At 59.0% G+C, this 22,818-nt stretch carries 19 protein-coding genes; 2 read left to right on the forward strand and 17 right to left on the reverse strand.

Features of this window, described 5'->3' with window-relative positions:
* The first annotated feature begins 59 nt into the window (after positions 1 to 59).
* Complete coding sequence (locus EBQ26_RS04525; RefSeq protein WP_122237825.1) at positions 60 to 800, forward strand: arylesterase; 741 nt, start codon at positions 60 to 62, stop codon at positions 798 to 800.
* Positions 801 to 863: 63 nt separating this feature from the next.
* On the opposite strand, the gene EBQ26_RS04530 is transcribed toward EBQ26_RS04525, so the two are convergent.
* Complete coding sequence (locus tag EBQ26_RS04530; protein ID WP_238944141.1) at positions 864 to 1,880, reverse strand: Acg family FMN-binding oxidoreductase; 1,017 nt, start codon at positions 1,878 to 1,880, stop codon at positions 864 to 866.
* Positions 1,881 to 1,952: 72 nt separating this feature from the next.
* On the opposite strand from EBQ26_RS04530, the gene lpxC reads away from it, so the two are divergent.
* Positions 1,953 to 2,876, forward strand: coding sequence for a UDP-3-O-acyl-N-acetylglucosamine deacetylase (lpxC, locus tag EBQ26_RS04535; RefSeq protein ID WP_122237826.1), 924 nt, complete (start codon positions 1,953 to 1,955; stop codon positions 2,874 to 2,876).
* Between the two features lie 306 nt (positions 2,877 to 3,182).
* On the opposite strand, the gene ftsZ is transcribed toward lpxC, so the two are convergent.
* The 16 genes from ftsZ to hslU all read right to left on the reverse strand — a co-directional run bounded on the left by ftsZ (position 3,183) and on the right by hslU (position 22,705).
* The gene (gene ftsZ / locus EBQ26_RS04540) at positions 3,183 to 4,391 is read right to left on the reverse strand and encodes a cell division protein FtsZ (protein WP_122237884.1); all 1,209 of its coding nucleotides are present in this window, start codon (positions 4,389 to 4,391) and stop codon (positions 3,183 to 3,185) included.
* 239 nt (positions 4,392 to 4,630) lie between these two features.
* Positions 4,631 to 5,860, reverse strand: coding sequence for a cell division protein FtsA (gene ftsA / locus EBQ26_RS04545; RefSeq protein WP_122237827.1), 1,230 nt, complete (start codon positions 5,858 to 5,860; stop codon positions 4,631 to 4,633).
* Positions 5,861 to 5,874: 14 nt separating this feature from the next.
* Complete coding sequence (locus EBQ26_RS04550; protein WP_122237828.1) at positions 5,875 to 6,873, reverse strand: cell division protein FtsQ/DivIB; 999 nt, start codon at positions 6,871 to 6,873, stop codon at positions 5,875 to 5,877.
* A gap of 18 nt (positions 6,874 to 6,891) precedes the next feature.
* Positions 6,892 to 7,923: a D-alanine--D-alanine ligase gene (locus EBQ26_RS04555; RefSeq protein WP_122237829.1), complete on the reverse strand. Its 1,032-nt coding sequence runs from the start codon at positions 7,921 to 7,923 to the stop codon at positions 6,892 to 6,894.
* Complete coding sequence (gene murC, locus EBQ26_RS04560) at positions 7,920 to 9,356, reverse strand: UDP-N-acetylmuramate--L-alanine ligase (protein ID WP_122237830.1); 1,437 nt, start codon at positions 9,354 to 9,356, stop codon at positions 7,920 to 7,922. The genes EBQ26_RS04555 and murC overlap by 4 nt, the downstream gene beginning before the upstream one ends.
* A 31-nt stretch (positions 9,357 to 9,387) precedes the next feature.
* Positions 9,388 to 10,458 carry an undecaprenyldiphospho-muramoylpentapeptide beta-N-acetylglucosaminyltransferase gene (murG, locus tag EBQ26_RS04565; RefSeq protein ID WP_122237831.1) on the reverse strand — a complete coding sequence of 357 codons (1,071 nt, stop codon included), beginning with the start codon at positions 10,456 to 10,458 and terminating at the stop codon, positions 9,388 to 9,390.
* Positions 10,455 to 11,726 (reverse strand): putative lipid II flippase FtsW, encoded by a 1,272-nt coding sequence (gene ftsW, locus EBQ26_RS04570; protein ID WP_122237832.1) that lies wholly within the window; start codon positions 11,724 to 11,726, stop codon positions 10,455 to 10,457. The genes murG and ftsW overlap by 4 nt, the downstream gene beginning before the upstream one ends.
* On the reverse strand, positions 11,723 to 13,477 hold the full coding sequence (locus EBQ26_RS04575) for a Mur ligase family protein (protein ID WP_238944142.1): 1,755 nt from the start codon (positions 13,475 to 13,477) through the stop codon (positions 11,723 to 11,725). The genes ftsW and EBQ26_RS04575 overlap by 4 nt, the downstream gene beginning before the upstream one ends.
* A 3-nt stretch (positions 13,478 to 13,480) precedes the next feature.
* On the reverse strand, positions 13,481 to 14,662 hold the full coding sequence (gene mraY, locus EBQ26_RS04580; protein ID WP_122237833.1) for a phospho-N-acetylmuramoyl-pentapeptide-transferase: 1,182 nt from the start codon (positions 14,660 to 14,662) through the stop codon (positions 13,481 to 13,483).
* A complete protein-coding gene (locus EBQ26_RS04585; RefSeq protein WP_122237886.1) occupies positions 14,659 to 16,080 on the reverse strand; it encodes a UDP-N-acetylmuramoyl-tripeptide--D-alanyl-D-alanine ligase in 1,422 nt (473 codons plus the stop codon). Before EBQ26_RS04585 ends, mraY begins: the two co-directional genes overlap by 4 nt.
* Positions 16,080 to 17,663, reverse strand: a complete 1,584-nt coding sequence (locus EBQ26_RS04590; protein ID WP_122237834.1) for a UDP-N-acetylmuramoyl-L-alanyl-D-glutamate--2,6-diaminopimelate ligase — start codon at positions 17,661 to 17,663, stop codon at positions 16,080 to 16,082. The genes EBQ26_RS04585 and EBQ26_RS04590 overlap by 1 nt, the downstream gene beginning before the upstream one ends.
* Entirely contained in the window at positions 17,660 to 19,426 is a 1,767-nt protein-coding gene (locus EBQ26_RS04595; RefSeq protein ID WP_122237835.1) for a peptidoglycan D,D-transpeptidase FtsI family protein, read from the reverse strand. Before EBQ26_RS04595 ends, EBQ26_RS04590 begins: the two co-directional genes overlap by 4 nt.
* The gene (gene ftsL / locus EBQ26_RS04600) at positions 19,423 to 19,752 is read right to left on the reverse strand and encodes a cell division protein FtsL (RefSeq protein WP_122237836.1); all 330 of its coding nucleotides are present in this window, start codon (positions 19,750 to 19,752) and stop codon (positions 19,423 to 19,425) included. The genes EBQ26_RS04595 and ftsL overlap by 4 nt, the downstream gene beginning before the upstream one ends.
* Positions 19,737 to 20,687: a 16S rRNA (cytosine(1402)-N(4))-methyltransferase RsmH gene (gene rsmH, locus EBQ26_RS04605; RefSeq protein WP_122237837.1), complete on the reverse strand. Its 951-nt coding sequence runs from the start codon at positions 20,685 to 20,687 to the stop codon at positions 19,737 to 19,739. The genes ftsL and rsmH overlap by 16 nt, the downstream gene beginning before the upstream one ends.
* A 12-nt stretch (positions 20,688 to 20,699) precedes the next feature.
* On the reverse strand, positions 20,700 to 21,131 hold the full coding sequence (mraZ, locus tag EBQ26_RS04610) for a division/cell wall cluster transcriptional repressor MraZ (protein WP_122237838.1): 432 nt from the start codon (positions 21,129 to 21,131) through the stop codon (positions 20,700 to 20,702).
* Between the two features lie 248 nt (positions 21,132 to 21,379).
* The gene (hslU, locus tag EBQ26_RS04615) at positions 21,380 to 22,705 is read right to left on the reverse strand and encodes an ATP-dependent protease ATPase subunit HslU (RefSeq protein ID WP_122237839.1); all 1,326 of its coding nucleotides are present in this window, start codon (positions 22,703 to 22,705) and stop codon (positions 21,380 to 21,382) included.
* Between the last annotated feature and the right edge of the window lie 113 nt (positions 22,706 to 22,818).

The raw sequence follows: 22,818 nt of genomic DNA on the forward strand, positions 1-22,818 counted from the left end.
CCTTTTTAGGCAATTCATGCAATAAATCACTTTTCCATTTGTAAACTCAACCAACGGCCATGCACCACCCCAAGCCACGCCACACCCGACGCCACTTCAGCGCGCAACTGCTGGGCCTATTGAGCCTCTGCACGCTGGGCCTGCCCCATCTTGCGCAAGCGCAAGAACAACCGGCCGCGCTCGCCCCTGCACCCACCGCTGCACCCGCGCGCCTGCTGATCGTGGGCGACTCCATCAGCGCCGAATACGGCCTCGCCCGCGGCCAAGGCTGGGTGGCCTTGCTGGAGCAACGCCTGCAAACCCAGGGCCTGCCCGTAACCCTCGTCAACGCCAGCATCAGCGGCGAAACCACTTCCGGCGCACGTGCGCGCCTGCCCGCCCTGCTCAAAGCCCACCAGCCGCGTTACGTCGTGATCGAACTGGGCGGCAACGACGCCCTGCGCGGCCTGCCCCTGCCCCACACGCGTGACAACCTGCGCGCCATGATCGACGCCGCCCACGCCGCCAGCGCCCGCACCCTGCTGCTGGGCATCCAGGTGCCGCCCAACTACGGCGCGCAATACAGCCGCGACTTCGCCGCCGTCTTCACCCAGGCGGCCGAGCAAAGCGGCGCCGCCCTGGTGCCGTTCATGCTCGAAGCCATCTCCGCCCCTGATGACGTGCAAACCTATTTCCAGCCCGACCGCATTCACCCCAACGCCGCCGCCCAGCCGCTGATCCTCGACACCGTCTGGCCCGCCGTGCTTGCATTGCTGACCGCGCCCCAATCCCAGCCTGCCCAAAATCACCAATCAAAATAAAATCAACTTTATACCCATCATGCCAAAACAAGGCAATTTTATTTCCTTTTGATTAATAAAAATTCACCCACCAGAGTCAACCTCCAGCATCACCGCCTGCACTGGCCGACGCAAAGCATGCGGCAGCGGCTTGCCATAACCGATGCGCAGCAGGATTTGCGCAAACGATGCGTTATTGAGCCATTGCGCGCGCAATACACTTTGCAATGCAGGCACCTCGCAGGGCTGATTCAAATATGCATGCGCAATCCCCGCTTGTGTCAATTGCAATAAAAACCGCTGCAAAACACGCCCTGTTTCAATCCAGGAAACCAGGTGATTGCCCACGCTGGAAATCAATACCAAATGCGATGAGGAATCGATTTTTCGCCGGTCTGTGGCATTTTGCTTTTTCTCATTGAGCATCCCTTTCACAATAGGCCGCACCAGCCACGCAGGCAAACTGGGCGCGCCCAAAGCCGCATAACTCAAACCATCGCGCGTGCGCTGGGCATGCGCGCGGTTGAAACGAATCCATGCCAGCAACTCCGCTTTGAATGCCGGATCATTCATTTGCGCAGCATTGCCCTGCATTACGCATTGGGCCAGGGCCTCGAACTCCCGGCTTGCCCGTGGCCAGAGGTGAATGCGATGGGCATGGTCGTTTTCGAAATCGCGCAAAATATGCGCCAGCACATTTTCGGCAATGCTTTTTCCAGAATAAATACCGCGATTGGTTTGGCGACGGGCAATACCCTCAAAAAGGGGATGGGCTTTTATATTCGCATCCTGAATCAATTCGATGGCAATTTGACCAGATGCAGAAACCCTGACGTTGGTGCGATATTTCCGCTCCGATGCGGCCAAACACAGATTTTCTACAGCGCACCCCAAGCTGATAAACAATTCACGGTTATCGCCATCCACTACAGGCAAACGCCTTGAAAAATCGGGGCAAATTGTGATTTCGCCCTTTTTCACCATAAAAATCCACGGCTGCGTATTGTGGCCAGAGGGCGCCAACGTGGCATTTTCAATCATGAAAAAACTGTCGGCATGCCAGTTTTGCATATACACAATCTCCGTTTTGATGGCATTCATGCAGTTGCAGGGCCACAAGCCTGTTTGCATGGGCAAGCGCAAAGTGCATAACACGCTCTAGAATGCACGCCCATGCTAGCCCAGAGAACCATTCGCACTCTCAATCAAGCCACCGGTGTTGGCTTGCACAGCGGCCGCCGCGTTGATTTGACCTTGCGGCCAGCGCCTGTCAATACAGGCATTGTTTTCACCCGCGTCGATTTGCCCCAGCCGCAGCCTGTGCGCGTCAGCGCCGATGCGGTGTTTGATACGCGCATGGCCTCCACGATTGGCAGCGAGCTGGCGCGCATCAGCACGATTGAACACATCATGTCCGCCTGCGCGGGGCTGGGCATCGATAACCTGTACATCGATTTGACGGCAGAGGAAGTGCCCATTTTCGATGGCTCGTCAGCGCCTTTTGTCTATCTGCTCCAGCAAGCGGGCATTGAGGTGCAAAGCGCGGCGCGGCGCTTTGTGCGCGTGACCAAGCCGGTGCAGGTGCGCGTGGATGGCATGGGGCAGTCCAAATGGGCGAGGCTGGAGCCTTACAACGGGTTCAAGCTGGATTTTGAAATCGACTTCAGCCACCCGGCGGTGGATTTGACGGGGCAAAGTGTGTGCTTCGACATGGGCCGGGGGCACTACGTCAAGGAAATCGCGCGCGCGCGCACTTTCGGTTTTACGCGCGATGTGGAGGCGCTGCGCGCCAATGGGCTGGCTTTGGGCGGCGGTTTGGATAACGCCATCGTGATGGACGATTACAAAATCCTCAACGAAGGCGGGCTGCGCTACGACGATGAGTTTGCGCGGCACAAGATTCTGGATGCCATTGGCGATTTGTATATCCTGGGCAGCCCGCTGCTGGCCGCCTATAGCGCGTACCGCTCGGGCCACGCGATGAACAATGAGCTGCTGCGCGCGCTGCTGGCGCAGCCCGACGCCTGGGAGGTGGCGACGTTTGATGACGAGCAACAAGCGCCCGAGGGTTTCAGGGCTGGCGCGCTGGCGTATTGAGAACGGCGAGAACGGGCGGGGGCAGGCTTTTCAAACCAGCTTTCCAATCAAAAAGCGCATCGGCTTAGCCGATGCGCTTTTTTTTACACCACTCAAATCATAAGAAAAGCCAACGCATAGCTGGCTTGCCATGGCAGGGGGACTTTGTTTCCTGATGATCTACACTCCAAAGAAAATAGAAGTGCAGATCAAGAGAAAACCAAAAATCCGCCCATCAAGCCTAAAACACTTTGTTTTATTTCTTATTGATTTGCACATCAGCCCTAACCCCCCATCAGGGCTGATGTGCTGCACGTTGGCCGATGCTCAATCGGCTTGTTTGCGCAGGAAGGCGGGGATTTCCACTTCTTCCATGCCGCCGGAGGACATGGCATCCACGCGCGCCGAAGCGCCATCGCTGCGGGGGCTGCGCCAGGTCGTGGGCACGGCCAGGTTTTCATAGCGCGGATTGCTGCGGCCAGCGGGCGCTGTGCCGCCGCGACCACCGCCGTGCAAGGGCAGGTTGTCGGTGCCGGTGCGGGGGCTGACCATCGTGATGTTGGAGCGGCGAGCGTTGGGGTCGGACAGGCCGGTGGCCACCACCGTCACGCGCAATTCGTCGCCCAGGCTGTCGTCGTAAGCTGCGCCGAAGATGACGTTGACATCGCCGCTGGCGTAAGCATTGACGGTGCTGACGGCCTGCTTGGATTCGGAGAGCTTGAGGCTGCCGCGCGCGGCGGTGACGAGCACCAGCATGCCTTTGGCGCCCGAGAGATCCACGCCTTCGAGCAGCGGGCAGGCGATGGCCTGCTCGGCGGCGATGCGGGCGCGATCCGGGCCGGAGGCGCTGGCCGTGCCCATCATGGCCTTGCCTGGCTCGCCCATGATGGTCTTCACGTCGGCGAAGTCCACGTTGATGAGGCCATACTCATTGATGATTTCGGCAATGCCACCCACTGCATTGCGCAGCACGTCGTTGATTTTGGCGAAGGCCTCTTCCTGGGTGATGTCGTCGCCATAGACGGTGAGGAGCTTTTCGTTGAGCACAACGATGAGCGAATCGACATTGCTCTCCAGCTCATCCAGACCCGCTTCGGCATTTTTCATGCGGCGCGCCTGCTCCCACTCGAAAGGCTTGGTCACCACACCCACAGTCAGCACACCCATGCTTTTGGCAATGCGCGCAATCACGGGGGCCGCGCCAGTGCCAGTGCCACCGCCCATGCCGGCGGTGATGAACAACATGTGCGCGCCTTCAATGGCCTTGCGGATTTCGTGCTCAGCCATCTCGGCCGCTTCACGGCCATGCTCGGGTTTGCCGCCCGCGCCCAGGCCATTGGCGCCCAGTTGGATGATGCGATCGGCCGGGATGCGCGCCAGCGCTTGCGCATCGGTGTTGGCGCAGATGTACTCCACGCCCTCCACGCGCTGCTCAATCATGTGATTGACGGCGTTGCCGCCGCCGCCGCCAACGCCGAACACCTTGATGCAAGTGCCTTGGCCGAAAGTGTCGTTATCCAACATATCGATGTTGATGCTCATGTTAGTGCTCCTTATGAACAGAGGGGTGGTGGGTATTAGTGAAACTGAAAGTTGCGGCCAAGCCCAAGGGCGAGACTGAAAAAGCCAGCATGCGCCCTGCCGCTCGATAGCGGCCCGGGCGCGAGCGGCATTCGCCAGCGCACGAGGTTTTGGGCGAGCCAGCGAAACGATGGACTGGAGCGGCTATGACCACGCTCGCAGTGGGCGGGGAACAGGCGGCTGCGCGACATGGCTTAGAAGTTCCCTACGATGAAGTCGCGGATGCGCGCAAAGACGTTTTTCACTGGGCTGCTTTTGCTGGTCACGCGGTAACCGCGCGAGCGCTCCAGGCGGGCTTCTTCCAGCAATCCCATGACGGTGGCGGCATGCGGCTGATCCACCATTTCCGCCAGCGGCCCTTGGTAATGCGGCGCGCCCCGGCGCACGGGTTTGAGGAAGATGTCCTCGCCCAGCTCGACCATGCCAGGCATGAGCGAAGAACCGCCTGTCAGCACCACGCCCGAGGAGAGGATTTCCTCATAGCCCGACTCGCTGATGACTTGCTGCACCAGCGAGAAGATTTCCTCCACGCGCGGCTCAATCACTCCTGCCAGGGCTTGCTTGTTGATCAGGCGCGGGCCGCGGTCGCCCAGCCCGGGGACTTCAACCTGCGCATCAGGATCGGCCAGCATGGCTTTGGCGCAACCGTTTTCGATCTTGATGTCCTCCGCATCCTTGGTCGGGGTGCGCAGCGCCATGGCGATGTCGCTGGTGATGAGATCGCCTGCAATGGGGATGACCGCGGTATGGCGAATCGCCCCGCCGGAGAAGATGGCCACATCCGTCGTGCCCGCGCCGATATCGACCAGCACCACGCCCAGCTCACGCTCGTCATCGGTGAGCACGGAGAGGCTGGAGGCCAGCGGGTTGAGCGCCAGTTGCTCCACCTCCAGGCCGCAGCGGCGCACGCATTTGATGATGTTCTCGGCCGCGCTCTGCGCGCCCGTGACGATGTGCACGTGCGCCTCCAGCCGGATGCCGCTCATGCCGATAGGCTCTTTGACTTCCTGGTTATCGATCTCGAACTCTTGCGAAGCCACCAGCAGCAGGCGCTGATCGGAGGGGATGTTGATGGTCTTGGCGGTATCCAGCACGTTGTTGATGTCCGCCTGCGAGACTTCCTTGCTCTTGATCGCCACCATGCCCCTGGAATTGAAGCTGCGGATATGGCTGCCCGTAATGCCGGTGTAAACGCTTTGGATCTTGCAATCGGCCATCAGCTCGGCCTCGCGCAGGGCCTGCTCGATGCTTTGCACCGTCGCCTCGATATTGACGACCACGCCGCGCTTCAGCCCATTGCTGGGGGAGGCGCCCAAGCCGGCGATGCGCAGCTGGCCATCCTCCTGCACTTCGGCCACGACGGCCATGACTTTGGCCGTGCCGATGTCCAGACCGACGATGACGTCCTTGTATTCCTTAGCCATTGCCTTGTTGTCCTTCAAGGCCGGGCTGCCGCCCGGCCATCTGCTTTCTGATCTTTGACGTTGCCAGCCCGCACCGCACGCACGGGCTGACCAGCGGGTTGTTGCTTGGCGTTTGCAGGCGTTGCAGCTCTTGCCGCCGGCTTGGCCGTAGCCGGTTTAGCGGCAGTCGGCTTAGCTGCAACGGCCTTGACTGGCGCACGCACCGCGCCGCCTGGCGCCAGAGCCGCCTCATCGCCCACACGAGTCGCCACGCCACGCAAGCGAATGGCATAGCCATTGCGATGGCGCAAATCGGCATATTCCAGCGCCTGCTCTTTCAGCCCCAACGGGGCCAGCACCTGTGGCAGCGTCGCCCAGAAATCCTCCAACCGCGCGCCCACTTGCAACTGCTGGCCTGTGCCCAACTCGATATGAGCGCCATTGGCCAAAAACATCTGCCAACTGCCCCGTGGCGTGAGGTACAAGGCCACGGGTTGCATGTTCTGCTGAAGAGCAGCATGCTGCTGCATCTGCCCCAACAGGTAGTGGTACATCTCCAAAACGTGGCCCGATTGCTCACGCGGGCCAGCCAGGTTCGGCAAATTCAAGTGCTCGACCTCTCCCCGGTTGGCCTCGAAAACCTCGCCATAGCGGTTCAGCATGGAGGATTCTTCCGGCCCATCCCAAAGCGCCACAGGCTCATGCTCTTGCAGGAAAACTTCCAGTGTGTTGGGAAAGCCCCTGCGTAACTCCGCCTCGCGCACCCAAGGCATTTGCTCAAAGGCCTTGCGCGCCTGCGCCAGCTCCAAAGTAAACAGATTGCCGCGCAATTGGGACAACACATTGGCTTGCAGGCTTGCAGCACTGCTGTGCTGCGGGTTGCCATGGACCGTGACTTGTGTAATGGCAAACGCAGGGTTGCGCAGCAGCCAAAACACCAGCGCCACGCAAACGAGCGTGAACACGCCGAAAAACGCCAGCGAAGCGGTGGCGTTCATCAGACGGACGTCAACGGGTGGCATGGGGCGACTCATGGCTGATGCGAAAAAGAGTTACAGCGCCTGAGCAGAGTGATCCCGCCCAGGCTGGGCATCACAGCGTGCCGCTGCCAGGATTTGCACACACAGCTCTTCATAGGACAGGCCCGCTGCACGCGCGGCCAATGGCACGAGCGAGTGGCTTGTCATACCTGGCGAGGTGTTGATTTCCAGCAGGAAGGGTTCGCCATCGCTGCGGCGCACCATGACATCTGCACGCGCCCAGCCTCGGCACCCCAGTGAGCGAAAGGCTTGCTCGCTCAAATGCCGGATGCGCTGCTCCAATTCAGCGGGCAAACCGCTAGGGCAGTGGTATTGGGTGGCCTCGCCAAAGTATTTGTTCTGGTAATCGTAGTTGCCGCCAGGCGCAACGATGCGCACCACGGGCAACGCTTGCACGGCAGCCAAAGCCTCGCCTGAATCAGAACGGCGAACTTGCAGCAATGCACAAGTGGTTTCCTCACCGTCAATGAATTGCTCGCACAGCACTTCGTCGTCGTAGCGCGCAGCCAGCGCATAGGCTTGCGCGCACTGGGTCGCATCCATGACCTTGGTCAGGCCAATGGTTGACCCCTCACGCGCGGGCTTGACAATCATGGGCGCGCCCAAGTCTTGCAGGGCCTGGGCTACGCCCTGGGACGAATCCACCAATCGCCACGCAGGCGTGGGCAAGCCGTCGGCTTGCCACAAACGTTTAGTCAGCACTTTATCCATGGCCATTGCAGAGGCCATCACGCCTGGGCCGGTGTAAGGGATGTGCAGCAGCTCCAACATGCCTTGCAGCGTGCCATCTTCGCCGCCACGACCATGCAGGGCGATAAAGCATCGATCAAAGCCTTGCGTTTTCAAATCCCACAGCGGCTGTTCGGCGGTATCAAAGGCGTGGGCGTCAACGCCTCGCGAACGCAAAGCGGCCAGCACGCCTTGACCAGACATGAGCGAAACCTCACGCTCGGCAGACGTCCCGCCCATGAGAACGGCAACTTTACCCAGCGCCTTCCCGTCCACGGGGGCTGTTTGCAGGGGGGAGTGACTGTAGTGGCTCATACGTCGATCTCTTCCAAATGGTTTTGCGCAGGCTTTAAGTGCTGTGCCCAGTCGTCGGCGGCAGCTCCGATATTGCCAGCCCCCATGTAGATAACGACGTCGCCATCCTCCAAAATGGCTTGGATGGCTGCGCCAAGCGCTTGCGCGTCTTCCACAAAAACAGGCTCTACCTGGCCAGCGACGCGCACAGCACGCGTAAGCGAACGGCCATCGGCAGCCACAATGGGGGCCTCTCCAGCGGCGTACACCTCGGTGAGGAACACGCGATCGGCGCGGCCGAGCACCCGCACGAAGTCTTCAAAACAATCGCGAGTGCGCGAATAACGGTGCGGCTGGAAAGCCACGATCAGACGCCGACCGGGGAAGGCGCCACGCGCCGCCGCCAAGGTGGCAGCCACCTCCGCTGGGTGGTGGCCATAGTCTTGAATCAGGCGAAAGCTCCCTGCCTTTGCAGGGCCTACAGCAAAATCGCCATATTGCTGGAAACGCCGCCCCACTCCCTGGAAGCTGGCCAGCCCTCGCTGAATGGCCGCATCATCGACATTCAACTCTGTCGCCACCGCAATCGCAGCCAGCGCATTGAGCACGTTGTGCGTCCCGGGCAAATTCAACTCAACGGGCAAATCCGGCAGGCTTACGCCATTACGGCGCTGAACGGTAAAGCACATACGCTCCCCCACCGCACGTACATCCACCGCGCGCACCTGCGCATCCTCTTGAAAGCCGTAGGTGGTCACAGCGTAGTTGATGCGCGGCACGATGGCGCGCGCGCCTGCATCCTCCGTGCAAAGCACCGCTGTGCCGTAAAAAGGCATGCGATGGAGAAAGTCGATAAATGCTTGGCGCAAGCGATCTTCATCGTGCCCATAGGTCTCCATGTGATCCGGCTCAATATTGGTCACAACAGCCATGACGGGAGAGAGGTTGAGAAAGGATGCATCGGATTCATCCGCCTCGACCACGATGTAATCCCCTTTACCCAGGCGCGCATTCGCACCAGCGCTTTTCAGTCGCCCGCCAATGACGAAAGTGGGATCCAACCCTGCCGCTTCCAGCACGGTGGTAATGAGACTGGTGGTGGTGGTTTTGCCGTGGGTGCCAGCTACAGCGATCCCTTGGCGGGAGCGCATCAACTCCGCCAGCATCATGGCGCGCGGCACAACGGGGATGCCACGCGCACGCGCAGCCGTGACCTCCGGGTTATCAGCCTTCACGGCCGTCGAAGTCACCACCGCATCGGCTTGCTGCACATGGCCAGCATCGTGGCCGATAGAAATATGCATGCCCAACGAGGCCAGGCGCTGCACCACAGCGCCATCCTGCAAATCAGAGCCAGAGATGGTGTAGCCCTGGCCATGCAATACCTCGGCAATCGGACTCATGCCCGCGCCGCCAATGCCGACGAAGTGGATGTGGTGTATGGCGTGTTTCATACGATCAAGCCTCTGTCTCGGTCTCTCAGCCTCACTCGACCAGCTCTTCGCAGGCCCGCACGATCAGCGGCACCGCCTCGGTCTTGGCGAGCTTGCGCGCTCGACGAGCGCGTTCAAGCAGCTCATGACGCGTGAGCGCACGCATAAAGTCCGCCAATCCTTCAGGTGTCATCAGGCTTTGCTCCATCAACCAGGCTGCGTCTTCATCAACCAAATAGCGCGCGTTCACGCTCTGATGGTCGTCCACGGCATGGGGATAAGGGACAAAGCACGCCGCCGCGCCTACGGCGGCGATTTCGGTCACGGTGCTGGCACCCGCGCGGCAAATCACCAAATCGGCATCGGCATAAGCTTTCGCTGTGTCCTTGATGAAAGGGATCAGGTCGGCACTCACTCCCGCTTGCTGGTAGTTGGCCTGCAAAGATTCAATCTGCTTTAAACCACTTTGATGCAGCACGTGGGGACGCTGTGCCTCGGGAAGCAACGCCAAGGCTTTGGGCACTATCTCATTGAGCGCCTGCGCTCCCAAGCTCCCGCCAACCACTAGCAGCTGCAATGGCCCCTCACGATCAGCGAAACGTCGGCTTGGCGCGTTTTGGCGCAGAAACTCACCTCGCAAAGGGTTGCCCACCCATTCCGCACCTTTCAACACCTTGGGGAAAGCCGTAAAAACGCGACGCGCCAAATGCGACAGCCACTGGTTGGCCATGCCCGCAACGGCATTTTGCTCATGGATGAACAGGGGGATACGCTTGCTGGCCGCAGCAAGTGCGCCCGGCACAGAAACGTAACCGCCAAAGCCCAAAACCACATCAGGTTTGATATGGGCCAAGAGCTTGCGCGCTTCCAAGACGGCATCCGGCAAAGCCAGCATGGGCCGCCATCCTTTACCGCGCACGCCGGAAAAGTTCAGGCAATGCAATTCCAAGCCATAGCCCGACACAATCTTGCCCTCCATCCCCGCATTACCGCCTATCCAGACGACATGCCAACCAGCATCCTGCAAGCCTTGCGCCACGGCAACACCAGGAAAAATATGCCCACCGGTGCCACCTGCCATGACAACAGCCGTCTTCTGCGCGCCTTTACGCTCCCTCTTCATATGCGCTCCCCCCGCATCAAACTTCTGTTTTCATAATCCACTCTCAACACAATCGCGATGGCCATCAAGCTCAGGAGCATCGCTGAGCCGCCAAAGCTCATTAAAGGCAGCGTCAAACCCTTGGTCGGCAGCGCCCCAAGAGTGACCCCAATATTGATCATGGATTGGATGCCAATCCACAAGCCAATGCCTTGGGCAACCAAGCCGGCAAAAATGCGATCCAGGGCCACGGCACGGCGACCAATCACCATGATGCGCCGCACCAGCCAGAAATACACGGCAATCAGCAACAGCACCCCGACCAAGCCCAGCTCCTCGCCAATGACCGCAAGAATGAAATCGGTATGCGGTTCAGGCAACCAGTGCAGCTTCTCCACACTGCCCCCCAGCCCTACACCAAAGATCTCGCCCCGTCCAAAAGAAATCAGTGAATGGGTGAGTTGATAGCCTTCCTTGAGGCGATAGGACTCGTGCCAAGGGTTCAAATAGGCAAAAAAGCGAGCACGCCGATAAGGCTCCAGCCAAATCATCAGCACGAAGGCGCTTAGCAGCACCAGCAGCATCAATGCAAACCCTCGGATATTGACTCCGCCCAAAAACAAAATCCCCACTGCCGTGGATGCAACCACCACAAAAGCGCCCAAATCAGGCTCCGCCAGCAGCAGCAACCCGATGAACCCAACGGCTGCGCCAATAGGGGTCACTGCACGCATGAACTTCTCACGCACGTCCATGCGACGCACCATGTAATCGGCCGCGTAAATCACCACTGCCAGCTTGGCCAATTCCGAAGGCTGAAATCGCATCACGCCCAAAGGCAACCAACGCCTGGAGCCATTCACAGAAATCCCCAGACCCGGAATGAGCACAGCCACCAACAACACCAATGTGCCCAGCAGCACCCATATGGCATTTTTGCGCCAGACTTCCATTGGCACCTGGAACACCGCCACTGCCGCTACGAAGGCCACCGCGATAGACACTACATGGCGAATCAAGAAAAACTCATTGTGCACGCCTGTCATGCGCGGGCTATCACCCATAGCAATGGAGGCCGAGTACACCATCACCACACTCCAGGCCAAAATGCCCACAAGCACGCCAAGCAGGGTTTGATCCACCCCTTCCACGACGGAAGGCTGAGCTGTAGTGCGAAGCCCCGAAGTCATACCCATGGTATGCACAGGCACATCTGGCATTTTCAGCCGCTCATCGCGACTTGTGATGCGCTGCCACCAACCGAAACGTTTATCGGCCTGCGTGCTCATGTCCAATCCCCCAATTCCTGACCGGCATCCAGAGCCAGAGCACGCACGCACGAGGTAAAAACTTCCGCGCGATGGGCATAGTCTCTAAACATATCCAGGCTCGCACACGCAGGTGAAAGCAGCACAGCATCCCCGGGCTGGGCCAAGGAAGCTGCGTGCTGCACGGCATGCTCCAGCGTAGCTGCGTGGTACAGCGGAATGCCCGTGCCTTGCAAAGCAGCTTCGATCACAGAAGCATCACGCCCAATCAGCAAAACAGCGCGCGCTGCCTGCCTCACAGGCCCGGCCAGAGGCGCAAAATCCTGCCCCTTGCCATCCCCACCAAGAATCACTACCAGCCGACGCGCGCCCCCTTCCATAATCAGGCCGTCCAACGCAGCCACGGTGGCCCCCACATTGGTGCCTTTGCTGTCATCAATGTATTCAACCTCTTGTACAAAACCCAGTGATTGCACACGATGCGGCTCGCCACGGTATTCACGCAAGCCATGCAACATATGGGCCAAACTGGCTCCCGTGGTCGAGGCTAAAGCCAGCGCTGCCAAAGCATTGCTGATGTTGTGGCGGCCACGAATGCGCAGCGCTGCGCAAGGCATGAGGCGCTGGCAAAAAGCTTCCGACATCCGCACCATCGGCTTGGCAGCACCAGCCCCACTCTGTACTCCCGGGACATCGCTGTAAACACGCGCCAGCCAAGGCATGCCCGCCTGGACTTCGACGCCCCAATCACCCGCCTGCTCAGGCACACCTAAGCCAAAACGCAAAATGGCACGACCGGTTACTACAGCGCGATGACGCCCTTTAGCGGGCTTTTCGTTAGCCTCCGCCAACTTGGGCATCAGGGCCATTGTTGTTGGATCGTCTCGATTGAGTATTGCCGTAGCTCGCTGACCATAAATACGCGCCTTTGCATGCACATAGGCCTGCATGCTGCCGTGCCAATCCAAATGGTCTTCGCTGACATTCAGAATAGTCGCTGCTGTAGGCTCAAAATGGCTGGAGTATTCAAGCTGGAAACTGGAAAGCTCTAGCACCCAAGCTTGTGGCAAAGCCAGTGCGTAAGCATCAGGCTGCACCTGTTTCGCCACTGCAGCCGCATTGCTGCAATTCGCATGCAGCCCCTCATCCTCTTCTTGCGCGACGCTAACCTCCCCAGCACTCGCAGCAGACTTTTCCTGCTCTGCGCTTTCCGCGTGCGCGCTGGCGCCCTCGCAAGCACACTGCGCCGCTTGCATGCGCGATGCCAGGGTATCCAGCAGCGAAGGGCCAATATTCCCCGCCACAGCGACGCTTAAACCCGCTCTTTCAAGTAGCTGGCCCGTTAACGACGTCACAGTGGTTTTACCGTTGGTCCCAGTAATGGCCAATACATACGGCCGGTAGCCATGTTCCTGGCGCAGCTTTGTCAGCATCTGGCTGAACAAATCCAGCTCACCACCGAAAAAGACGCCACTGTGTGCAGCCGCTGTGCGTACAGGCTCCACTTCAGCCAACGCCAATCCGGGTGAGCAATACACCGCCGAAATTTCTACATGCCCCACACGGCTGCGCAGCAGCGCAGCATCCAACGGCTGTCCCAGTACGCACTCTGCATCCGGCACTTCTTCGCGCAGATTAGCCCAATGCGGCGGTTGCGCACGCGTGTCTGCCACACGCACACGCATTCCTTGCGCGGCACACCAACGGGCCATCGCCAAGCCTGAAATGCCTAGGCCCAGAATCAGCACAAGAGGAGCAGTACTCTGTTTCATACCCTACCTCAGCTTCAAACTGGCCAGCCCCACCATGCACAGGAAAATGGTGATGATCCAAAAGCGCACAACCACCTGTGTCTCTTTCCACCCCTTTTTCTCAAAGTGATGGTGCAGAGGCGCCATCAAAAACAGGCGTCGCCCTTGGCCATAACGACGGCGCGTGTACTTGAACCAAACCACTTGCAGCATGACAGAGAGCGCTTCTGCCACGAAGATGCCGCCCATAATGGCCAGCACGAACTCCTGACGCACGATGACAGCAATGGCGCCCAACGCGCCGCCCAATGCCAGCGCGCCCACATCCCCCATGAACACTTGGGCAGGATGGGCGTTGAACCATAAAAAAGCCAAGCCCGCCCCAGCCATGGCAGCACAAAACACCAATAATTCGCCCGTTCCCGGGATATAAGGCAGGAACAGATAACGCGCGTACACGGCATGACCTGTGACGTAGGCAAAGACACCCAGCGATGCGCCCACCATGACCACAGGCATGATGGCCAGCCCATCCAACCCATCTGTAAAGTTGACGGCATTACTGGCGCCCACAATGACCAAAAAGCTCAACACCACAAAACCCAGCACGCCCAAGGGATAGGCCACCCCCTTGAAAAAGGGCACGGTCAATTGTGTGTTGAGTTCAAAGTCGGGAGAGAAGCCCGAGCGCACCCATTCGGCAAACAACACCAATACACGCCAGTTATCCACCTCGGAAATACTGAAGGCCAGATACAACGCTGCAACCAAACCGATCAGGGTTTGCAATAAGAATTTTTGGCGCGCAGGCATGCCCTCCGGATCTTTTCGCACGACCTTGCGCCAATCATCCATCCAACCGATCGCCCCAAAGCCCAGCGTGACCAGCAGCACAATCCATACAAAGCGATTGCTCAAATCGGCCCACATCAATGTCGCAATGGCGATGGCGATAAGAATAAGCGCTCCACCCATTGTGGGCGTGCCGCTTTTAACCAAATGGGTTTGCACGCCGTATTCGCGCACAGGCTGGCCGATTTTGAGCGAAACCAAATAGCGAATCACTCGCGGACCAGCTACCCAGCCAATCACCAACGCCGTCATGGCCCCCATCACGGCGCGGAAGGTCAAATACTGAAACACACGCAAAAAGCTCAGCCCATCAGGCGCTAGCGCCAACAAAATTTGCGAGAGCCAAAGCATCATGGCTGCACCCTCCCGCCTGCTTGCTGAGCAGCATGCAGGGCATGCTCGAACGCACGCTCCATTGCCATGAAACGCGAACCTTTGACAAGCAAGCTTGCCAGAGCAGGCGTTTGCACAGCCAGCGCTTGGCTCAACGTCGCCATATCCTGAAAATGCCGCGCCGCATTACCGAAGGCAGCGGCAGCATGCCCTGCTAACCTTCCCAAACTCCACAAGCCATCAATGCCACGGCTTTTGGCATAGGCTCCTATTTCCGCATGGAACTGCTCGCCACGCTCGCCCACCTCGCCCATATCGCCCAACACCAGCAGGCGCGGGGAAGGAAGGGCAGCCAATACATCAATAGCAGCCAGAACAGAATCCGGGTTGGCGTTATAGCAATCGTCCACCAGCCATTGGCGGGTGCCATCGGCGTACACCACCGCATGCAAGACCCCTCGCCCTTTCACCGGACGAAAGGCATTCAGCCCCTGAACAATGGCTTCGTGAGGTACTCCCGCCGCACTGGCAGCGGCGGCGGCGGCCACCGCATTGCAGAGGTTGTGTTGACCTAAAGCAGCCAACGTTACGGGAGCCGGTACACCATCAACGCACAAGTCCAATGCCCAACCCGCGTGCATGTCAATGTGCCATTGGGCTTGCAGGATGCGGGTGCGACCTTGCGCAACACCAAAGGTGTGAACGGTGCGTGCACCTGCCAGGCTCTGCCACAGCGCGCTGTAAGCGTCATCAGCGGGGAATACCGCCACACCATCAACAGGCAATGCCCTGATAGCGGCGCCATTTTCTTCGGCCACAGCCTGCACGCTGTGCATGAATTCTTGGTGCTCTCGCTGAGCGTTGTTTACCAACGCCACCGTGGGCTGGGCAATCCCAGCCAACAACGCAATTTCGCCAGAATGGTTCATGCCCAGTTCAAACACGGCTGCGCGGTGTGTCGAACGCAATCGCAACACCATCAGCGGCAGACCAATTTCATTATTGAAATTGCCCTGCGTTGCCAGGCAGGCATCGTCATAAGCAGCACGCAAGATCGCGGCGAGCATTTGCGTAACAGTGGTTTTACCGTTGCTCCCTGTCACCGCAATCACCGGAATCTCAAAGAGAGATCGCCACTGGCGCGCCAGTGCTTGCAAAGCAATTCGGGTATCCGCCACTTCAAGGCATGGCAGCCCTTTGATGGCTCTGCCTGCTTGCACCAATGCAGCCGCACTGCCTGCATCGCGCGCCTGAACAAGAAAATCGTGCGCATCAAAACGCTCGCCAACCAACGCTACGAACAAATCGCCCGTTTGTAAGGTGCGACTATCGCTATGCACCCGTTCCAACGCAACCGCCGCGGGGTCTGTCACACCGCACACCGTGCAGGGCACTCCGCCCTGCTCCAAAAGTTGCGCGGCCAATGCCAAGCTCATCATCATGCGCCCCTCACTTTCTGAGCTGCGCTGCGCAGTCCCAATGCCTGTTGTGCCTCTTGCATATCTGAGAATGGGTGTTTGACGCCTTTGACTTCTTGGTAATCCTCATGCCCCTTGCCTGCAATCAGCACTACATCACAAGCATTGGCTTGGGTCACCGCCTGCGCAATCGCTTGTCTGCGATCTTCCAGAATGTGTGCGGCTTGACGTTGCGCCAAAGTGAGACCTGTTAGCACTTGAGCAATGATGGCGGCGGGGTGCTCCCGGCGCGGGTTGTCACTGGTGATCCATAACGCATCAGCCCCTTGCGCTGCCGCCATGGCCATCAGCGGGCGTTTGCCCGGATCACGATCGCCCCCACAACCAAACACCACATTCAACTGCCCACCCCGCTGCTGTGCCACAGGGCGCAACGCCTGCAAGGCTGCGCGTAAGGCATCCGGGGTATGTGCGTAATCCACCACCACCAGCGGTTGCGTTGGCTGAGCTGGCACGATCTGCATACGGCCAGGAACAGCGGGTAAATTGGCACACCATGCTGCCGCTTGCGCCAACGCCACCCCCCGCGCGCGCAATACACACAAAAGCGCCAAAACGTTTTGCACGTTGTAAAGCCCTGTCACACCTGCCCGCATGCGCAGGCTTTGAACCGGGCTCGTCTGTTCATCCGGTGCGCTGTGCGGATACTCCTGCACTTCGAATATGGCGCTGCCGTCACCAAATTGCACGTCCACGCCCATCAGGCGCGCGCGCGCGACAGGCAAAGACTCAGCAGCCACAGCGTAATCCCACACATCCAGACCAGTGCGCGCGCTTGCCAGTGCACGGAGCTTGACGCCATAAGCATCTTGCGCATTGACGACAGCCACTTGCAAATCAGGCCACTCGAACAAGCGTTGTTTGGCCCGCCCATAAGCCTGCATAGTGCCGTGGTAGTCCAAATGGTCTTGCGTGAGGTTCGTAAATACCGCCACAGGAATGCGTGTGCCATTGAGACGGCCTTGCTCCAAACCGATGGAAGAAGCCTCTAAAGCACATGCAGTCGCACCTTGCTTACGCAGGCAACTCAGCTCCCATTGCAAACGCAGGGCATCTGGCGAAGTCATGCCTGTTTCCGCCACCATTGGAGGGATGCCCACGCCTAAAGTGCCGATATAACCGCATGGCGCCTCCGCACTCCCGCTGGCATGTGCCAGCCACCAAGCCAGTGTCGTCTTGCCATTGGTTCCAGTGACGGCTAGCACATCCATCTGAGCGCTAGGCTGCCCCCACCACAAGGCAGCAATTTCACCAGCCATGCGTTGCAACCCCTCGCACAAAGCAAGGCTGTGCCGCGCTTTCGTTTCGCGCGACCAAGCGGCGGAGTCTGCGTCGCACGCTTCCGCCAACACTGCCGAAGCACCCGAACGCAATGCGGCCACAACATGCTTGCGCCCATCCTGGGCGAACCCAGGCCAAGCTAAAAAAACATCACCCGACTGCAACAACCGACTATCGCTGTGCAAGCGCGCGCCTGCATGCACACGCTGGCGCAGCCAAGCCACCGCTTGCTCGGGCGTATCCAGACGTTGCAGCACGCTCATTGCAACACCTCCTCCTCATCGACCCCCGAGGCCACAATTTGCGGCTTGACATCCATATCGGGCTGTACACCCAGCAAGCGTAAGGTCTGCTGCACCACCTGACTAAACAGTGGCGCGGCAACAGCTCCGCCGTAATACTGGCCTGCGCTGGGCTCATCAATCATGACGGCAACGATGATGCGGGGATCCTCAATAGGGGCTAGCCCTACAAACCACGAACGGTATTTATTAGCCGCATAGTGCTTGCCGATTTGCTTGCGTGCCGTGCCGGACTTACCGCCCACGGAGTAGCCCACAGTCTGCGCGCGCTGACCCGAGCCGCCCGGCGCAGCGGCCATTTGCAGCATCTTCAAAACTGCCCGCGCCGTTTTGGGTGAGAACACCTGCACCCCCACCGGCGGCTGCTCGCGTCGAATCAGCGAAGCGGGCAACAAAACGCCCTCATTGGCAAACACGGTATAGGCGCGGGCCATTTGCAACAAACTGGCCGACAGCCCATAGCCATAGGACATGGTGGCCTTCTCCACGGGGCGCCAAGTCTTCCAGGGCCGCAAACTGCCGCTGGCCACCGCAGGAAAGCCGATCTGCGGCCTTTCACCAAAGCCCACTGCCGAGAGTACCTCCCACATATAGCTCGACTCCATCATCTGAGCGAGCTTGGTTGTGCCTACGTTGCTGGATTTCTGGATGATGCCTTCAACCGTCAAGTTACCGAAATTGCGCACATCCGAGAGCCTGGCTCCCGTCACCATGATGTGACCAGGATGGGTATTAATCACCGTGCGCGGATTGACCACTCCCGCTTCGAGGGCCATCGCCACAGTCAGCGGCTTCATCACCGAGCCTGGCTCGAAAACATCGGTCAAAGCACGGTTGCGCGAGCGGTGGTACAGCTCATCGCGCGTCAGCCGCGAGCGCTCGGCAGGGTCGTAATTGGGGTAGTTGGCCAGCGCCAAAATCTCCCCCGTACGCGCATCCAGCACCACCACGCTACCAGCCTTGGCTTTATGCGCCTGTACCTGCTCCAGCAATTTTCTATTGGTGAAAAACTGCACCTTGCTGTCGATGGCAAGGTGCACATCGCTGCCATCGACAGGCGCTACCTCATAGCCCTCAATCGTTTGCTCAAGGCGGTTGTTGATCTCACGACGCGAACCCGCCACGCCAGCGAGTTTGGCGTCATAGGCGGCCTCTATTCCTTCCTGGCCTTTGTCCTCTAAATTCGTAAAGCCCACGATATGGGAGACTGCCGGGCCTTCGGGATATTGACGCTTGTACCCTTTCTCCAAATAAACGCCGTGGATCCCAAGGGCCTGAATTTGTTGGCCAATTTCCCACTCCACAGGGCGGCCCACCCGCACCTGACCAAAACCGCTAATGGAAGCAAGCTTATCGTTCAGCTCCTTCAGCGTGATCCCCAGCAACTCAGCCAACCGGGTCAAATCGCTGGCTTTTGCCCCTCCCTTCCTCAACTCCGTCGGATTCGCCGATACGATGGCAAAAGGCACACTGGATGCCAAAATCAAGCCGTTGCGATCAAGCACTTTGCCGCGGTTGGCTGGCAAGTCCACGGTGCGGGCATACCGTTTCTCCCCTTCCGTCTGGAAAAACTCATTGGAGAACACCTGCACATACGCAGCGCGCACGATCAACCCCAGAAACACTAGCGCCAACATCACCAGTACAAACCGGCTACGCCAAACAGGCGCCTTGCTGGCCAGCAACGGGCTGGTGGCGTAAGCGACAGGACGCACCCTGCTCATGGCGCGCCCCCTTCAGAACCGACAGGAGCGGCCTGATCCAGCACCCGCTGCGTGCGCGTAGCTGGCTCGTGGACATACCGAGTCGTTGCGGGCGTGGCAGCGCGCATTTGCAAATCGGTGCGCGCAAATTGATCCACCCGTACCGCAGCCGCTTGCGCGCGCAGCATCACTTGCAGCGCTTCAAACTCCGTCTCCAATTGCCGCGCCAGACGAACTTCCTTGTCCAGCTCGGAATACAACCGCCGCGCATCGTATTGCACGCGCACCAAAGCCAACGCCGACGCCACCGCCAACAACAGCAGCAACAGATTCAGACGCACGACCATACTGCCTCCGTTCTCTGTGCCACGCGCATGATGGCGCTGCGCGCCCGAGGATTGGCGGCTACCTCCTGCGCGCTGGGGCGAATGCGCGCCACCGCAACCAGTGGCATGGCTTGCACCTGAGCGCTCACGATGGGCACACGACGGTCGTAGCCAGGCTCGCGCGCATGCGCATCAATAAACCGCTTGACGATGCGATCTTCCAGCGAATGAAAGCTGATCACTACCAGGCGACCACCCGGACGCAACACCCGCAACGCCGCTTCTAGCGCTTGTCGCAATTCCTCAAGCTCTGCGTTGATGAAAATCCGTAAAGCCTGAAAGGTGCGCGTCGCAGGGTTCTGCCCCGGCTCACGACTTTTGACCGCACCAGCCACGAGTGCGGCAAGTTCTGCGGTGCGGGCAATAGCCCCCCGCTCCTGTCGGCGAGCAATAATCGCCGCTGCAATGCGGCCAGCATACCGTTCTTCACCATATTCACGTATCACCTCGGCAATCTCGCCCTGTTCGGCGTGTGCTAACCACTGCGCCGCCGTTTGTCCACGCGTACTGTCCATACGCATGTCCAGCGGGCCATCCATACGAAAACTGAATCCACGGCTGGCATCGTCAAGTTGAGGCGAACTCACGCCCAAGTCCAACAACACCCCATCCACACTGGCCTCTGGCAATTGCGCCAAATGGGCAAACCCTTCGTGGCGGATTTGCATGCGCGCATCCCCCATCGCTTGTGCACAGGCAATGGCTTGCGGATCTTTATCAAAAACGATTAATTCATCGGCAACGCCCATGCGCGCCAGAATGGCTCGGCTATGGCCACCGCGCCCAAATGTGGCATCCACCCAGCGCAAAGGCGTGCCTGCCGGGCGCGTTTCAACGGCGCCAAACAATGCATCAACAGCCTCGTGAAGGAGGACGGTAGTGTGCTCAAACTGCATCTCAGCACCCCGTCAAAAAGTGAAATCTTTCAGCGCATCAGGCATGCCCTCGGCCATGGCCGCCGCTTCTTTTTCTTCGTAAATGGCCTTATCCCACAGCTCGAAGTAGCTCCCCATACCCAGCAATAGCGCCCCTTTTGTCAGCTTGGCAGCCTCGCGCAACTCAGGCGCCACCAGCAAGCGCCCTGTGGCGTCTATATCGGTGTCCAGTGCGCTGCCCACCAGGATGCGCTTAAACCATTTGGCAGATTCGGGCAGCTCCAACACCTTGGTGCGGTAGCGCTCCCAATCGGGGCGCGGAAACAACATCAAGCACCCATCGGGGCTGCGCGTGAGCGTGACCCGCCCTTCAAACTGCCCTACCAGGACGTCCCGATACCGGGTCGGCACAGAAAGCCGCCCCTTGGCATCGATAGTGACGGAGGAAATCCCCTGGAAAAGCATGATTCAACCCAAATGCAGGCCAGCCCCTATTCCACATAAAACCACATAAGGGCCTATTTCGGCACGAAGTGTCACTGTAGCAGGATTTGCTGAAGCTAATTCTGCGAGAGACAATTTTTTGCAGTCGAATCAATAAGTTAGCCGCCAGTGTCAACAAGTGACACTGGCGGCCTAGCTGTTTAAAAATAATGGGTTACACCCGATTTAGAAAGTAATGAGTGAGATAAAGATCTCTAAAACTGGCATCTCTACAAGATGTAACGCGACAAATCCTCATCGCGGCTTAGTTCGCCCAGCCTTTCATTCACATACGCGGCGTCAATCACCACCGTCTGGCCGCTCATATGGGTGGCCTGGAAGCTCACCTCGTCGAGCAAACGCTCCATGACGGTAGCCAGGCGCCGTGCACCAATGTTCTCCGTGCGCTCGTTAACGTCGTAGGCAATCTGCGCCAAGCGCTCAATACCATCTTGCTGGAATTGCAGCGTGACGCCTTCGGTCGCCAGCAGCGCCTTGTATTGCTCAACAATGGACGCATGCGTGCTGGCCAAAATGGCGACGAAATCCGCCACGGATAGCGAAGCCAGCTCGACGCGAATGGGAAAGCGCCCCTGCAACTCCGGAATCAAGTCACTGGGCTTGCTCAGGTGGAAAGCGCCAGAGGCAACGAACAGCATGTGATCCGTTTTCACCAAACCGTATTTGGTCTGCACCGTCGTGCCCTCAACCAGCGGCAGCAAATCACGTTGCACCCCCTGGCGAGAAACATCGCTGCCGGAAGTTTCGTTGCGCACAGCCACCTTGTCGATTTCATCAATAAACACAATGCCGTTTTGCTCTGCGTTAAACAGGGCACGGCTGCGAATCTCCTCCTCGTTAACCAGGCTGGCCGCTTCCTCATCCACCAGCAAGCGGCGCGCTTCGCCAATGCGCACCTTGCGCTTTTTTTTCTGAGTCTGCTGCATCTGCTCCATCCAGTCGCGCAAGCTCTCGGCAACATCCTGCATGCCCGCAGGCCCCATAATCTCCAACTGCTGTTTGGGCGCTGCCAGCTCCAGCTCAATTTCCTTGTCGTCCAATTGGCCTTCGCGCAGCTTTTTGCGAAATACCTGGCGCGTGGCGTTGTCCGCTGGCGCGGCATCACTGGAAGGCGAGCTGGGGATGGGCACCAGCACATCCAGAATGCGATCTTCCGCCGCATCCTCAGCTCGTGTGCGCAAGCGGCGCATTTCATTTTCACGCTCGAGCTTGACGGCCACCTCCACCAAATCCCGCACGATGGAGTCCACATCCTTGCCCACGTACCCCACCTCGGTGAACTTGGTTGCCTCCACCTTGATGAAGGGCGCATCGGCCAGGCGCGCCAAGCGGCGGGCAATCTCCGTCTTGCCCACGCCTGTGGGGCCAATCATGAGGATGTTTTTCGGCGTGATCTCGGCCCGCAAGCCTTCGGGCACTTGCTGGCGTCGCCAGCGGTTGCGCAGTGCGATGGCTACTGAACGCTTGGCCGCTTGCTGGCCTACCACGTGACGATCAAGCTCGGAGACGATTTCCTGGGGCGTCATGGAAGACATGGGGAGATGCAATGGATCAAAAGAAGAAGAAAAGACAGCGCCTGGCCCGCGCCGCACGCCATATCTGGCGCACGCACACAGCCTGACTCAGCCGCACGCTGCGCAAAAGGCGC

The sequence above is a fragment of the Allofranklinella schreckenbergeri genome (genome assembly GCF_003703475.1).
Lineage (GTDB): Bacteria > Pseudomonadota > Gammaproteobacteria > Burkholderiales > Burkholderiaceae_C > Lampropedia > Lampropedia schreckenbergeri.